Origin of the sequence: Streptomyces thermocarboxydus, assembly GCF_024760485.1 — a bacterium.
GTDB classification, from domain to species: Bacteria; Actinomycetota; Actinomycetes; order Streptomycetales; family Streptomycetaceae; genus Streptomyces; species Streptomyces cellulosae.
Map to the genome: position 1 here is coordinate 2782735 of NZ_CP058273.1, position 14940 is coordinate 2797674.

Consider the following 14940-nt stretch of genomic DNA (forward strand, 5'->3'; position numbering starts at 1 on the left):
GACGCCGGGTGGTGGCACGCCGGTGCCCCTGGGGGCGCACACGCGCACCAGGGGCACCTGCTGTGCTGTCGCCGGCGGGTCAGCCGCCGAGGGTTCCGCCCGCCTCGGGGGAGTGGTTCTCGGTGACCATCGTGTCGGTCCTGAGGTGGATCACGCCGTAGTCGTAGGCATGGCGACGGTAGACGACGCTGGGCTCCTTGGTCTCGGAGTCGACGAAGAGGTAGAAGTCGTGCCCGACCAGCTCCATCTCGTAGAGCGCCTGGTCGAGGGTCATGGGGGCGGCCACATGGGTCTTCTCGCGGACGACCAGCGGCCCGTCGCCCTGGACCTCCAGAGAGCCGATCTTCTTCGTGGGGACCGCCTGCTCCTCCTCCCGCGCCGTGCTCGCGCCGGTCCCGTTGAGGGTGGCCACGCCGGGCACGTGGTCGGGGACCTCGGCGGCGGGGATCCTGCGCGCGCCGCGCCGTGAGAAACGCTTGTCGTGCTGCTTGCGCAGCCGGGCGTCCAGCTTCTCCGCTGCCAGGTCGAGCGCCGCGTACGGGTCGCTCGCCGCCGCCTCCGCCCGGATCACCGGACCGCGGGAGCGGAGCGTGATCTCCACCCGGTCACAGCGGTCGGCCTGTCGGCGGTTGGGCTCCTTGGACACCTCGACGTCGAGGCTCATCACCTTGCCATCGAGCTTCTGGATCTTCTCCAGGTTCAGCTTCTCGGCCACGTGCTTCCGGAACCGCTCGGGCACCTCGGTCTTGCGGCCCTTGACGACGATGTCCACGCAGAACTCCGTTCCCGGGTCACTCCGCTTCGCTGCGGATGTGTCTCCCTTTTGCACCAGGCCCCGGTGTCGTCCGGAGCCTCGGACTCGGTGACGCCCACCTCCTCCCCCGTGCGAGAGATCTCCAGTCCACCGGTGCGGGTGATGTCGAAAAGGCCCGCACCACCGCATTCCGATCAGAGGGGTGTGGCCTGCGGCTTTCCCTCACAAACGAACATATCTCGCGCGGACGGATGGCGTCACCCTCTACCGCGACGTACCTCCATTCAGGGGAATTAACCCTCTGATTACCTGCAACGACGTAAGTTCTCAGTCAGTTTCGGTGTATTCCGAACGCATCCGGTGACGCCGCCACGACGGCCGCGCACACCACGCCGGGCGCCGCCCCGACGTGTTCTCCGCCCGCCTCCTTCGCCGTACGGCCGGGCTGCCGGTCCGCTCCACTCCACGCCGGCGGCGGTGTCCGCCGTTGTCCTGACCCTTCCCCTGTCTCACTCAGGTACACGAACGCGGGCCGCGAATTGCTCGATGCCTTCCGGCCCCTTTCGGCCGGTTCCGTTTCCGGGCCGGGCGGCCCTTGTGCGGCTCTCACCGCGCGCGCCGCCTCGGCGAGGGTCGCCCCGGTCGTCATCAGGTCGTCGACCAGCACCACCCGGCCCCGGCGCAGCAGCCGGGCGCAGCCCGGAACCACTCCGAGGGCGCCCGCGACGTTGGCCGTCCGCTGCCTCGAGCCGAGCCCCGACTGGTCGGCCACCGGCCGCCGTTGCCGCAGCGCGGCGAGTACGGCCGCGGGTACCCCAGTCCGCCGCAGCTCATCCGCCGCCGCGTACGCGATCCGCCGCGCGGGATCGTGCCCCCGCGCCCGCACGGCCCGCCGGGCGGAGGGCACGGGGACGAGCAGTACGGGGGTGTGTGCGGCCGTGCCTGTACCGCCCCGGCTGCCGGGCCGTCCGCGCGCCGCCGCCGCTCCCAGTCCCACCCGCACCGCACCCGCCAGGGCCTCGCCCAGCGGCCGGGCGAGGGCCAGGGCGCCGCGCTCCTTGTGGGCGAGCAGCACGGCGCGCACCTCGTCGGCGTACGGAGCGGCCGCGTGCACGGGCGGCAGTCCACGGGGCTCGGGCGCCGGCCGCACCCGGCGCGCGCCGCCGCTCAGCGCCGTACGGCACCGGTCGCACAGCACGGCGCGGGGCCTGCCGCATCCGCCGCACTCGGCCGGAAGCACCAGGTCGGCCAGGTCCCGCCACCAGCTCCGCATGGGCTCACTGTGCCAACGCCCCGGCCACCCGGCCACCCCTGTGGACAACCGTGTGACCAGCGCCGGAACCACTCGAACACCGGCGCGACAGCCCTCCGCGTGACCTCAGCCCGGATAGACCGGTGCCGCCGCCTCCGTCACCTCTGCCACCTTCTGCCACTGCGCCCCCGACGGCAGCCGCACGATGCCGTCCACCGAGAACGCCACCAGCGGCGCGCTCTCGTCACCGGCGGCGGTGAGCGCCTTGACGCCGGTCAGCGCGGCGGGCGGCGGCACGTCCGGGGTGGAGCCGTCGACCTCGACGTACTTCATCTGCTCCACGCCGCCGTGCTCGCGGCCGACGACCACGAGCCGGCTGTCCCCGGCCCACGACATGGCCGTGACCTGCTCCAGCTCGGGCGTCGCCGAGCGGAGTTCCACCACGGTGACCGTGGGGTGCTCGCCCGACCCGGCATCGTCCGGGCCGCTGCGCTCGACGCGTCCGATGAGCAGCGACCGCTGGTCGCCCTTCTCCACGACGAGGGCGATCCGCACCCCGTCGGCGGCCACCCGCACCGCCTGGATCCGGCCCTCGAGGCCCGGCGTGCGCACCTGGAGCGGCCGGCCCGCGCCCTCCTCCAGCAGGTAGAGGCCGGGGCGGGCGGGGTTGCGGTCGGCGACCCACAGGCCGCCCTGGGCGTCCCAGCTCGGCGGGGTCAGGCGGTCCTGCTCGGTGTTGCCCTGGCTGCGCAGCACCGGCTCGCCGAGGGTGGCGCCCTGCGCCAGCGCGGAGACGAACAGGTCCTGCCCGTTCAGTCCGACGCCGGCCGCCGTGCGCTCGTCCCGCGCGACCGCCACCGAGCGCAGGCGCTGCTCGCCCTGGCCCAGCGCGCCGGGCGCCGGTTCGGGGTCGGGAGTGCGGCTGCCGGCGGCGGTCCGGACCAGCTTGCGGTCCTCGTCGAGGTAGTACAGGTAGTCGGGCGGGTTGAGCGCGCCGCGGGTGGCGACGGTCTCGGCGCCGCCCTGGGTGAGCGAGCACAGCTGCCCGCCGTCGGCCCGCAGTTCGACCTCGTCCACGGCGGGGCTGAGCTCGCGCAGCGTGAACAGCAGCTGGGCGGCCATCTCCTCGCAGCGGCCGGTGCCGACCTCGGCGGCCCGGTCGTTGAGCGGCACGGTGAGCTTGCCCCGGTCGTCCGGGGTGAGCGGCCCCGTGCCCTTCCGCAGCTGGGTGCCGGTCGGGAAACTCGACCGGACGACGGGGTCGAGCCAGTTCGTCGGGCCGGAGAGCAGCGAGCGCACCATCCGCGTCGTGGGGTCGACGTGCCGGCGCACGTACACGGGATCGGCGACCGCCATCGGCAGCGACGACCCGTTCACGTCCACGTTCGAGGCGAAGTAGTACTTGTTGAAGGACGTGTAGTTGCGCTGGAAGTCCGACTTGCCCATGACGACGCCCTGCGGCACCGCGTCGATGCGCCACTGGCCGCTCTTGTCGTCCTTCACCAGCCGCACCAGCTCGCTGTAGTGGCCGGAGGAGGGCGCGTACGCCTGCTGCGCGTCCACGGTGGCGAACTTGGTGCCGGTCAGCGTGTACGTCAGGGCGGTGCTGTCCTCACGGATCTCCCGGTCGGCGCGGGCGCCGGGCCCGTCGGAGAGCACGGTGGTGGACTGCTCCGGCCGCCAGTACTTGGACGCCTCGGGGGTCAGGTACTGGCGCGCGGTCTTGTAGTCGGCGTCGTCGCTGGTCAGCGCCTCCAGGAAGCCCTGGACGATCTGGGTGGGGGTGGCGTCGTCGCTCGGCGGCATGGCGTACACCCGCACCTGCGTGTCCTGGCGCGGTGTCGACTCCACCCCGCGCAGGTCGCCGCTGTCCGGCATCGAGGCGCACCCGGCCAGCAGGACCGCCCCGCACGCCGCGTACACCGCGGTCCTGGCCGGTGTCCCCCGCCCGCGCCTCACACGCTCACCGCCCACGTGTGGCCTCCCCGTCCTTCTCCGCACCGCGCGGTGCGCCGTCCCCGCCCTCGCCGCCGGCCGCCGGCAGGTCCGCACCGTCCGGGGCGCCGTCGCCGGTCCCGCCCCTCGTGCCGGGCGCCGCGCCCGGCGTCATCTGCGTGCTGCCCGAACGGGCCACCACGCGCGCGCCGTTGCCGGGCAGTGCGGTGGGGTCGGCCGTGGGCGCCGTGGCGCCGGGCCTGGGGCCCAGCGGGTCGCGGGCGGACTGCGCCCGGTCCTCGGCGCCGGACCGGTTCACCGGCACCGTGGCACGCTTCTCGCCGTCGCCGCCGCGCTGCAGCCCCGCGTCGTCGAGGCCGCGGTTGCGCCGCGAGTCCTTGGGTTCCAGGGGTATCGGGGACCCGCGCAGCGGCTCGTCCGCCGTCCTTGGCAGCGTCAGCCGGAACTGGGAACCGCCGCCCGGCTCGCCCCACGCCTGGAGCCAGCCGCCGTGCAGCCGGGCGTCCTCCAGGGCGATGGACAGCCCCAGGCCCGTACCGCCGGTGGTACGCGCGCGTGCCGGGTCGGCCCGCCAGAAGCGGCTGAACACGCGCGTGGCCTCGCCGGGCTTGAGCCCGACGCCGTAGTCGCGCACGGCGACCGCCACGGCGCCCCCCGCCGCGGCGAGCTTGACGACGACGTCCCGGCCCTCGCCGTGCTCGACGGCGTTGACGACGAGGTTGCGCAGCACGCGCTCCACGCGCCGCGCGTCGGCCTCGGCGACCACGGGCTGCTGGTCGCCGACGACCTTGATGGTGGTGCCCTTGCGCTCGGCGAGCGGCTCCGCGCCGCTGACCACGCGCCGCACCACCTCGCGCAGGTCGATCGGCTCCGCCTCCAGGGCGGCCGCGCCCGCGTCGAAACGGCTGATCTCCAGCAGGTCGGCGAGCAGCGACTCGAACCGGTCGAGCTGGTCGGCGAGCAGTTCCGCGGAGCGCGCGGTCACCGGGTCGAAGTCCTCGCGCGCCTCGTGGATGACGTCGGCGGCCATCCGCACGGTGGTCAGCGGGGTGCGCAGCTCGTGCGACACGTCCGACACGAACCGGCGCTGCATCCGGGACAGGTCCTCGAGCTGGCTGATCTTGAGCTGGAGATTCTGCGCCATCTTGTTGAAGGCCTCGCCGAGCCGGGCGATGTCGTCCTCGCCGGTGACCTTCATCCGTTCCTGGAGCCGCCCGGCGGACAGCCGTTCGGCGACCCCGGCGGCCATCCGCACCGGCGTGACCACCTGCCGCACCACGAGCCAGGCGATCGCCCCGAGCAGCACGACCACGAACAGCCCGGCGGTCGCCAGGGTGCCCTTGACCAGGCTCAGCGACTTCTCCTCCTGGGTGAGCGGGAAGAGGTAGTACAGCTGGTACGGGTCGCCGTTGGGGTCGTTGACCTGCTTGCCGATGACGAGGGCCGGCTGGGACCCCTTGTCCTTCTCGGCGTAGACGATGCGCGTGTAGCTCTGCGCGGCCCCGGTGCCGGTGCCGATGCGCTCGCGCAGCGCCGCGGGGACGCTCGCGGCCGGGTTGACCCCGCCGGAGGCACGCGGTCCGCGCCCGCTGCCGCTGTCGCCGCCGGCGGGCAGGGTCACCACGTCGAAGGCGCCCTGGCCGCCGCTGGACAGCGAGGCGACGAGGTCGCTCATCCACTGGATGACGCTCTGCGAGGGACGGCCGTCGGGTGCGGTGCCCTCCTCGCCGGTGACGCTCACGGCCTGCTCGGCCTGCTGCTTGGCCACGGCGAAACCGCCCGTGGCCTGGCTCTGCGACGCCTTCACCTTGGCCTCGAGCAGGCCGTTGCGCACCTGGCCGATGACGACGAAGCCGAGCAGCAGGACGACGCCCAGCGACATCAGCAGCGTCGTGACGACGACCTTGAGCTGGATGTTGCGCCGCCACAGCCGCATGACGGGCAGCAGCGGGCGGCGCACCCAGCGCATGACGAGGCGGACGACCGGGCTGCCCTGGACCCCACCCTGGAGCAGGTCGCCGTCGAAGAGATGGCGCCAGCGGGAAGCGGCCGTCCCCGGGCCGACAGGCCGCCCCGGACGGCCCCCGGACCGGCCGGGCGCCGAAGCGGCACTGTCTCCGGACATGTCAGCTCGGTCCTGCCTTGTATCCGACACCACGGACGGTCACCACGATCTCGGGCTTCTCCGGGTCCTTCTCGACCTTGGAGCGCAGCCGCTGCACATGGACGTTGACCAGGCGGGTGTCCGCCGCGTGGCGGTAGCCCCACACCTGCTCCAGCAGCACCTCACGCGTGAACACCTGCCACGGCTTGCGCGCGAGGGCGACCAGCAGGTCGAACTCCAGCGGGGTCAGGGCGATGGACTGCCCGTCCCGCTTCACGGAGTGACCGGCCACGTCGATCACCAGGTCGCCGATGGCGAGCTGCTCCGGCGCCGGCTCCTCGGACCTGCGCAGCCGCGCACGGATCCGGGCGACCAGCTCCTTCGGCTTGAACGGCTTGACGATGTAGTCGTCGGCCCCGGACTCCAGGCCCACCACCACGTCGACGGTGTCGCTCTTCGCCGTGAGCATCACGATCGGCACCCCGGATTCCGCCCTGATCAGGCGGCACACCTCGATGCCGTCGCGGCCGGGGAGCATCAGGTCCAGCAGGACCAGATCCGGCTTGGTCTCACGGAAAGCGGCCAGCGCCTTGTCGCCGTCGGCTACGAAAGACGGCTCAAAACCTTCACCGCGCAGCACGATGCCGAGCATCTCGGCCAGTGCGCTGTCGTCGTCGACGACAAGGACTCGTCCCTTCATAAACGACATCATCCCATTAGCTAATCGTTACCTGGCGTGACCTGGCACACAGGGCGGCCAGAGCCTCGGTGGTCACGGGCGAAACGACGCCCTCTTCGGTGACGACGGCCGTCACCAGCTCCGGCGGTGTCACGTCGAACGCCGGGTTGTACGCGGTCGTCCCCAACGGGGCCACCGGAATTCCGCCTCCCGCCTCCGCTCCGGCCACCGGCACCTGCGGCGCCGTGATCTCTGTCACCTCATGGCCGGGACGCTGTTCCACCTCGATGGACGCCCCGTCCGGCGTCCGGGGATCCACCGTCGTCACCGGAGCGACCACGATGAACGGCACATGGTGGTACCGCGCGAGCACCGCGAGCGGATAGCTCCCCACCTTGTTCGCCACCGAACCGTCGGCCGCGATGCGGTCCGCGCCGATCAGCACCGCGTCCACCTCGCCCGCCGCGAACAGCGATCCCGCCGCGTTGTCGGTGAGCAGGGTGTACGCCATGCCGCTGCGGGCCGCCTCGTACGCCGTCAGGCGAGCACCTTGCAGCAACGGACGCGTTTCGTCCACCCACAGGCGCCGCAGCCGTCCCGCCCGGTGCGCCGCGAGCGCCACCGCGAACGCCGTCCCCTCGCCGCCCGACACCAGCGAACCGGTGTTGCAGTGGGTGAGGATCCGGTGCCCGCCGCCGGGCATCAGCTCGTCGAGCAGCGCCAGCCCGTGCTCCGCCATCCTCGCACTCGCCTCGGCGTCCTCCCGGTGCAGCTGCCGCGCCGCGGCCAGCGCCGCCCCGGCCGCCTGCCGCGGATCGCCGCCGCCGTCCACCACCGCCCGGTACGCGGAGTGCGCCCGCCGCACCCCGACCGCCAGGTTCACCGCCGTGGGCCGGGCGCTCTCCAGGGCCGCCGCCGCGTCGTCCACGTCGTAGCCCCGCACGGCCGCGAGCGCGACGCCGTACGCGCCCGCGATGCCCAGCAGAGGGGCGCCGCGCACGGCGAGCGAACGGATCGCCTCCACCAGGGCGGGCGCGTCCGTGCAGACCAGCTCGACCTCCTCGGCCGGGAGCCGCGTCTGGTCGAGCAGGACCAGCACCGGGCCTTCGGGGGGCTCCTCCCAGCGCAGTGCCGGCATCCCGGTCGGCCGCTTCTCGTCACCGCTGTGCGCGTACTGATCAGCCATGCCGCCAGTCTGCCCCCTGTCACGCGGACAATAGAAGGCGAGCAGCCCCGACCTCGGCAGGTCCACCGGGAAGCACCGCATGGCACGATGGCTGCCCGAGCCGCCACCGCGACCGCGGCCGGGCACCGTGAAGGAGCGACGATGAACGACACTCCGGGCTGGGCCTCGCCCGGATCCGCCCCGTCCGACGGGCAGGAGCCGGGCGCGTCCGGGCCCGCCGGGTCCGACGGCCGTCCGGAACCCGACCGGTCCGCCGACCGGCCGCGGCAGTCGGGTGACGCCCCGCGGGAGCCGGGCGTGAAGTGGTCCAAGGAGCAGCCGCCGGCCGACCGGTGGTCCGCGCCCACCGGCACCCCCGGCGCGGGCGGCCCCGGCCAGGCCCCACCGCCGCCCCCCGGCCCCGGCTGGGGCGCCCCGCCGCCCGGCGGACCCGGCGGCCAGGCCTCCTGGGGAGGCTGGGGCAGCGGCTGGGGAGGTCCCCCGCCCGCGGCCAAGCCCGGCGTCATACCGCTGCGCCCCCTCGGCGTCGGCGAACTCCTCGACGGCGCCGTGTCGACCATGCGCACCTACTGGCGCACGGTCCTCGGCATCTCGCTGACCCTCGCCGTCCTCACCGAGATCGCCGCGGTGCTGCTCCAGGGCCTCGTCCTGGACGACGCCAACACCGAGGTGCTCAACGACCCCAGCGCCACCCTCGGCGAGCTCACCGACGTCATGGGCGACCTGCTGCTCAGCTCCGCCGCCCTCTACGGCATCACCCTGATCGGCACGGTCGCGGCGACCGCCCTGCTCACCACCGTCACCAGCCGCGCCGTGCTCGGCCGCCCCGTGACGACCGGCGAGGCCTGGCGCGACGCCCGCCCGCAGATCCTCAAGCTGTTCGGCCTGATCCTGCTGCTGGCGCTCGTCGCCGTGGGCATCGCCGCCGTCGGCGCGCTGCCCGGCATCCTCGTCAGCATCTCGGCCGGCGCCGAGGTGGGCTTCGGACTGACCGTGCTGGGCCTGCTCGCGGCGGCCGTGTTCGCCGCGTGGCTCATGGTCCGCCTCTCCCTGGCCTCCCCCGCGCTGATGCTGGAGAGGCAGGGCATCCTCACGGCGATGCGCCGCTCCGCCCGGCTGGTGCGCGGCTCCTGGTGGCGCGTGTTCGGCATCCAGCTGCTCGCCGCGATCATCGCCTACGTCGTCGCGGCGATCATCGTCATCCCCTTCACGTTCCTCGCCGCCGCGTTCGGCGGCGACGGCGTCACCGGCCTGATGAGCACCGCCGGCGGGGACATCGGCTGGACGTTCCTGATCATCAGCGGCATCGGCTCGGTCATCGGCTCCACGATCACCTTCCCGATCACCGCCGGCGTCACCGTGCTCCTCTACATCGACCAGCGCATCCGTCGCGAGGCCCTCGACCTCGAACTGGCCCGCGCGGCCGACGTCCAGGGCCCCGGCGCCACCGGCGGGAGCTGATGCGGTGACCGTCACGGGGGGAGTTCTCCAGGCCGTGCCGGCACTGCCGACGGCCGCCGGCACCGCCGTACGCCTGCTGGCGCGAGGCGACGACGAACCGCCCGTCACCCTCCCGCGCGACCCCGCGCGGGAGGCGGCCCGGCGCGAGCTGTCGAAGGGGATGTACCACGAGAACGACCCCAGCTGGCTCCAGCGGGCCCTGGAGACCTTCTGGGACTGGGTCGACGACCTCCTCGGCGCCGCGTCCACGGCGACACCCGGCGGTGCGCTCGGCCTGGTCGCCATCGTCGTCGCCGTGCTCGCCGTGGTGGCCGCCCTGTGGTGGCGCCTCGGCACCCCGCGCCGCCGCCCGGTCACTGCCCCCGCCCTGTTCGACGACCGGCCCCGCAGCGCCGCCGAGCACCGTGCCGCCGCCGAGGCGCACGCCGCCCAGGGCCACTGGAACCAGGCCGTCCAGGAACGCATGCGGGCCGTCGTCCGCGCCCTGGAGGAACGCGCCCTTCTCGACCCCCGCCCCGGCCGCACCGCCGACGAGGCCGCCGCCGAGGCCGGCCGCGCCCTGCCCGCCCACACCGACCGGCTGCGCACCGCCGCCCGCGACTTCGACGACGTCACGTACGGCGGCCGGACCGCCTCCGAGGACACGTACCGCGGGCTCGCCGCCCTCGACGGCGACCTGGAGCGCGCCAAGCCGGCCCTCGCCGGCACCCACGCCGACGCCCGCCGGGGAGCCGCCGGATGACGACCGAGGTCACTCCGCCGCCCACCTCGGCCTCCCCCACCGCCCGCCAGGTGTGGACCCGCTCCCGGGGCGTCGCCCTCGCGTTGGTGCTGCTCGTCGTCGCGGCCGTCGCCATCGCCGTCGTACGCTCCGACGCCCGGCACGGCCGGCTCGACCCGCGCTCCGCCGACCCCTCCGGCAGCCGCGCCGTCGCCGAACTCCTCGCCGACCGGGGCGTCGACACCCGCGTGGTCACCACCCTCGACGAGGCCGCCGACGCGGCGGGCCCCGACACCACCCTGCTGGTCGCCGTCCCCGACCTGCTGACACCCCGCCAGCAGACGCGGCTGCGCACGGCCACCAAGAACTCCGGCGGCCGCACCGTCCTGGTCGCCTCCGGCATCGCCTCCGTGGAGCGCCTCGCCCCCGGCGTCATGGCCGACCCGGCCAACAGCCTCGACTCCACCCTCGAACCGGGCTGCGAACTCCCCGCCGCCGCCCGTGCGGGCAGCGCCGACACGGGCGGCATCCGCTACTCCTCCGCCCACCCCGAGGCCGACGAGTGCTACCGCAGCCAGCGCCTGCCCACCCTGCTGCGGATCCCCGCGCCCTCCGGAGACGGCGACACCGTCCTCCTCGGCGCCCCCGACATCCTCCTCAACCACCGCCTGGACGAGCACGGCAACGCCTCCCTGGCGCTCCAGCTCCTCGGCTCCCGCCCCCATCTCGTCTGGTACCTCCCCACCCCCGCCGACGCCACCGCCGGGTCCGAGGACGAGAAGAGCTTCTTCGACCTTCTCCCCTCCGGCTGGCTCTGGGGCACCCTCCAGCTGTTCGTCGCCGCCGCCCTGGCCGCCCTGTGGCGGGCACGCCGGCTCGGCCCCCTCGTCCCCGAGAAACTCCCCGTGGCGATCCGCGCCTCCGAGACCGTCGAAGGCCGCGCCCGCCTCTACCGCAAGGCCGACGCCCGCGACCGCGCCGCTCTCGCTCTCCGCTCCGCGACCCGCATCCGCCTCGCCCCCCTCGTCGGCGTCCCCGGCACCCAGGCGCACTCGCCCGAGGCCCTGCTTCCCGCTCTGTCCGCCCGCCTCGACGGCGACGGACCGTCCCTCCGCACGCTTCTGTTCGGCCCGCCCCCCGGCGACGACGCGGCTCTGATCCGGCTCGCCGACCAACTCGACGCCCTCGAAAGGCAGGTACGCCGTCCATGATGGACCCGACCACCGACAACGCCGCGCCCACCGGCGACCCGGCCGCCGCCCGGGCCGCCTTGGAGGCCCTGCGCGCGGAGATCGCCAAGGCCGTGGTCGGCCAGGACCCCGCCGTGACCGGCCTCGTCGTCGCCCTGCTCTGCCGCGGCCACGTCCTCCTCGAAGGCGTCCCCGGCGTCGCCAAGACCCTGCTGATCCGCTCCCTCGCCGCCGCCCTCGAACTCGACACCAAGCGCGTCCAGTTCACCCCCGACCTGATGCCGAGCGACGTCACCGGCTCCCTGGTCTACGACGCCCGCACCGCCGAGTTCTCCTTCCAGCCCGGCCCGGTCTTCACCAACCTCCTCCTCGCGGACGAGATCAACCGCACGCCCCCGAAGACCCAGTCGTCCCTGCTGGAGGCCATGGAGGAACGCCAGGTCACCGTCGACGGCACCCCGCGCGCCCTCCCCGACCCGTTCCTGGTCGCCGCGACCCAGAACCCCGTCGAGTACGAGGGCACCTACCCCCTGCCCGAGGCGCAGCTCGACCGCTTCCTCCTCAAGCTGACGATCCCCCTGCCGTCCCGCCAGGACGAGATAGACGTCCTCACCCGGCACGCCCAGGGCTTCGACCCGCGCGACCTGCGCGCCGCCGGCGTACGCCCCGTCGCGACCGCCGCCGACCTGGAGGCCGCCCGCCGCGCCGTCGCCGCCACCACGGTCTCCCCGGAGATCACCGCGTACGTCGTCGACGTCTGCCGCGCCACCCGCGAGTCGCCGTCCCTCACCCTCGGCGTCTCCCCGCGGGGAGCGACAGCGCTGCTCACCACCGCCCGCGCCTGGGCCTGGCTGACCGGCCGCGACTACGTCATCCCCGACGACGTGAAGGCCCTCGCCCTGCCCACGCTCCGCCACCGCGTACAGCTGCGCCCGGAGGCCGAGATGGAGGGCGTGACGGCCGACTCGGTCATCAACGCGGTCCTCTCCCACGTCCCCGTCCCCCGCTGATGGCTCCCACCGGACGCGCCGCGCTCCTCGCGGCTCTCGGTTCCCTCCCCGTCGGCATCTGGGAACCCGGCTGGACGGGCCTCCTCGCCGTCAACGCGCCCCTCGCGGTGGCCTGCGCCTGCGACTACGCCCTGGCCGCCCCGGTCCGCACGCTGGGCCTGACCCGCTCAGGCGACACCTCCGTACGCCTCGGCGACACCGCCGACGTCACCCTGACGGTCACCAACCCGTCCCGCCGCCCATTGCGCGCCCGTCTCCGCGACGCCTGGCCGCCGAGCAGCTGGACACCCGGCACGGAGACGGAGGCGTCCCGGCACCGGCTCACGATCCCCGCGGGCGAACGCCGCCGAGTGACGACCCGCCTGCGCCCGACCCGTCGCGGCGACCGCCAGGCGGACCGCGTCACCGTCCGCTCCTACGGCCCGCTGGGCCTGTTCACCCGCCAGGGCACCCACAAGGTCCCGTGGACGGTCCGCGTCCTGCCGCCGTTCACCAGCCGCAAGCATCTGCCGTCCAAGCTGGCGCGCCTGCGCGAACTGGACGGCCGCACCAGCGTCCTGACCCGCGGCGAGGGCACCGAGTTCGACAGCCTCCGCGCCTACGTCCCCGGCGACGACACCCGCTCCATCGACTGGCGCGCCACCGCCCGCCAGTCGGAGGTCGCGGTACGCACCTGGCGCCCGGAGCGCGACCGCCACATCCTGCTCGTCCTCGACTCCGGCCGCACCTCCGCCGGCCGTGTGGGCGACGCACCGCGCCTGGACGCCGCCATGGACGCGGCCCTGCTGCTGGCCGCCCTGGCCTCCCGCGCCGGCGACCGCGTCGACCTGCTGGCCTACGACCGCCGGGTCCGCGCCCTGGTCCAGGGCCGCGCGGCCGGCGACCTCCTGCCGTCGCTGGTGAACGCGATGGCCACGCTGGAACCCGAGCTGGTGGAGACGGACGCCCGCGGCCTGACGGCGGCGGCTCTCCGAACGGCCCCGCGCCGCTCCCTGATCGTCCTTCTGACGACGCTGGACGCGACTCCGGTGGAAGAGGGCCTGCTGCCCGTCCTGAGCCGTCTGACGCAGCGCCACACGGTTCTGCTCGCGTCGGTGGCCGACCCGCACGTCGCGTCCATGGCGCGGGGCCGCGGAGACGTCGACGCGGTGTACGAGGCTGCGGCGGCCGCACAGGCCCACACGGAACGCGACCGCACGGCCGAACAGCTCCGCCGCCGTGGGGTGACGGTCGTGGACGCGACCCCGGATGAATTGGCGCCGGCGCTGGCGGACGCGTATCTGGCACTGAAGTCGGCGGGGAGGCTGTAGTTCCCCTCCCTGGGAAGGGGAGGGGTTCGGGAGTGCCGTAGAACGCAGAAAGCCCCCGTGCCGAATGGCACGGGGCTTTCTATAAGAATTGTTCGGCGGCGTCCTACTCTCCCACAGGGTCCCCCCTGCAGTACCATCGGCGCTGTAAGGCTTAGCTTCCGGGTTCGGAATGTAACCGGGCGTTTCCCCTACGCTATGACCACCGAAACACTATGAAACTCTCAACCGCACCATGTGTGGCACATGGGGTTGTTCGTGGTTTCAGAACCAACACAGTGGACGCGAGCAACTGAGGACAAGCCCTCGGCCTATTAGTACCGGTCAACTCCACACGTTACCGTGCTTCCATATCCGGCCTATCAACCCAGTCGTCTACTGGGAGCCTTACCCTCTCTAGGAGGTGGGAGTCCTCATCTCGAAGCAGGCTTCCCGCTTAGATGCTTTCAGCGGTTATCCCTCCCGAACGTAGCCAACCAGCCATGCCCTTGGCAGAACAACTGGCACACCAGAGGTTCGTCCGTCCCGGTCCTCTCGTACTAGGGACAGCCCTTCTCAAGACTCCTACGCGCACAGCGGATAGGGACCGAACTGTCTCACGACGTTCTAAACCCAGCTCGCGTACCGCTTTAATGGGCGAACAGGCCCAACCCTTGGGACCGACTCCAGCCCCAGGATGCGACGAGCCGACATCGAGGTGCCAAACCATCCCGTCGATATGGACTCTTGGGGAAGATCAGCCTGTTATCCCCGGGGTACCTTTTATCCGTTGAGCGACGGCGCTTCCACAAGCCACCGCCGGATCACTAGTCCCGACTTTCGTCCCTGCTCGACCCGTCGGTCTCACAGTCAAGCTCCCTTGTGCACTTACACTCAACACCTGATTGCCAACCAGGCTGAGGGAACCTTTGGGCGCCTCCGTTACTCTTTAGGAGGCAACCGCCCCAGTTAAACTACCCATCAGACACTGTCCCTGATCCGGATCACGGACCCAGGTTAGACATCCAGCACGACCAGACTGGTATTTCAACGACGACTCCACCCGAACTGGCGTCCGAGCTTCACAGTCTCCCAGCTATCCTACACAAGCCGAACCGAACACCAATATCAAACTGTAGTAAAGGTCCCGGGGTCTTTCCGTCCTGCTGCGCGAAACGAGCATCTTTACTCGTAGTGCAATTTCACCCGGGCCTATGGTTGAGACAGTCGAGAAGTCGTTACGCCATTCGTGCAGGTCGGAACTTACCCGACAAGGAATTTCGCTACCTTAGGATGGTTATAGTTACCACCGCCGTTTACTGGCGCTTAAGTTCTCAGCTT

11 protein-coding genes and 2 rRNA genes (1 of these 13 only partly in view) are annotated in these 14940 nt (G+C 72.8%); 5 read left to right on the forward strand and 8 right to left on the reverse strand.

Translation table 11 applies throughout. From position 1 onward, the window contains the following. Positions 1-79: 79 nt before the first annotated feature. From hpf to mtnA, 6 genes are all read right to left on the reverse strand, one after another. Positions 80-772 (reverse strand): ribosome hibernation-promoting factor, HPF/YfiA family, encoded by a 693-nt coding sequence (hpf, locus tag AY578_RS12770; protein ID WP_019526571.1) that lies wholly within the window; start codon positions 770-772, stop codon positions 80-82. A 313-nt stretch (positions 773-1085) separates the two neighbouring features. Beyond that, the gene (locus AY578_RS12775) at positions 1086-2027 is read right to left on the reverse strand and encodes a ComF family protein (protein WP_136239832.1); all 942 of its coding nucleotides are present in this window, start codon (positions 2025-2027) and stop codon (positions 1086-1088) included. Positions 2028-2132: 105 nt separating this feature from the next. Then, complete coding sequence (locus AY578_RS12780) at positions 2133-3980, reverse strand: LpqB family beta-propeller domain-containing protein (RefSeq protein ID WP_026244083.1); 1848 nt, start codon at positions 3978-3980, stop codon at positions 2133-2135. Beyond that, positions 3970-6087, reverse strand: a complete 2118-nt coding sequence (gene mtrB, locus AY578_RS12785) for an MtrAB system histidine kinase MtrB (RefSeq protein ID WP_258902373.1) — start codon at positions 6085-6087, stop codon at positions 3970-3972. Before mtrB ends, AY578_RS12780 begins: the two co-directional genes overlap by 11 nt. A 1-nt stretch (position 6088) precedes the next feature. Further along, complete coding sequence (gene mtrA / locus AY578_RS12790) at positions 6089-6778, reverse strand: two-component system response regulator MtrA (RefSeq protein ID WP_004987303.1); 690 nt, start codon at positions 6776-6778, stop codon at positions 6089-6091. 4 nt (positions 6779-6782) lie between these two features. Further along, a complete protein-coding gene (gene mtnA, locus AY578_RS12795; protein WP_019526567.1) occupies positions 6783-7931 on the reverse strand; it encodes an S-methyl-5-thioribose-1-phosphate isomerase in 1149 nt (382 codons plus the stop codon). A gap of 141 nt (positions 7932-8072) precedes the next feature. Here mtnA and AY578_RS12800 point away from each other — a divergent pair, with 141 nt between their 5' ends. The 5 genes from AY578_RS12800 to AY578_RS12820 are packed head-to-tail and all read left to right on the forward strand — an operon-like array spanning position 8073 to position 13623. Beyond that, positions 8073-9392 carry a DUF7847 domain-containing protein gene (locus AY578_RS12800; RefSeq protein WP_136239834.1) on the forward strand — a complete coding sequence of 440 codons (1320 nt, stop codon included), beginning with the start codon at positions 8073-8075 and terminating at the stop codon, positions 9390-9392. Between the two features lie 4 nt (positions 9393-9396). Further along, positions 9397-10134 carry a DUF4129 domain-containing protein gene (locus AY578_RS12805; protein ID WP_215049289.1) on the forward strand — a complete coding sequence of 246 codons (738 nt, stop codon included), beginning with the start codon at positions 9397-9399 and terminating at the stop codon, positions 10132-10134. After that, positions 10131-11324 carry a DUF4350 domain-containing protein gene (locus tag AY578_RS12810; RefSeq protein ID WP_215049288.1) on the forward strand — a complete coding sequence of 398 codons (1194 nt, stop codon included), beginning with the start codon at positions 10131-10133 and terminating at the stop codon, positions 11322-11324. Before AY578_RS12805 ends, AY578_RS12810 begins: the two co-directional genes overlap by 4 nt. Then, positions 11324-12313: an AAA family ATPase gene (locus AY578_RS12815; protein ID WP_215049287.1), complete on the forward strand. Its 990-nt coding sequence runs from the start codon at positions 11324-11326 to the stop codon at positions 12311-12313. The genes AY578_RS12810 and AY578_RS12815 overlap by 1 nt, the downstream gene beginning before the upstream one ends. Further along, positions 12313-13623, forward strand: coding sequence for a DUF58 domain-containing protein (locus AY578_RS12820; RefSeq protein ID WP_215049286.1), 1311 nt, complete (start codon positions 12313-12315; stop codon positions 13621-13623). Before AY578_RS12815 ends, AY578_RS12820 begins: the two co-directional genes overlap by 1 nt. A gap of 90 nt (positions 13624-13713) precedes the next feature. On the opposite strand, the gene rrf is transcribed toward AY578_RS12820, so the two are convergent. After that, positions 13714-13830 (reverse strand): 5S ribosomal RNA (rrf, locus tag AY578_RS12825). 84 nt (positions 13831-13914) lie between these two features. Then, positions 13915-14940, reverse strand: a 23S ribosomal RNA gene (locus tag AY578_RS12830) (it continues 2083 nt past the right edge of the window).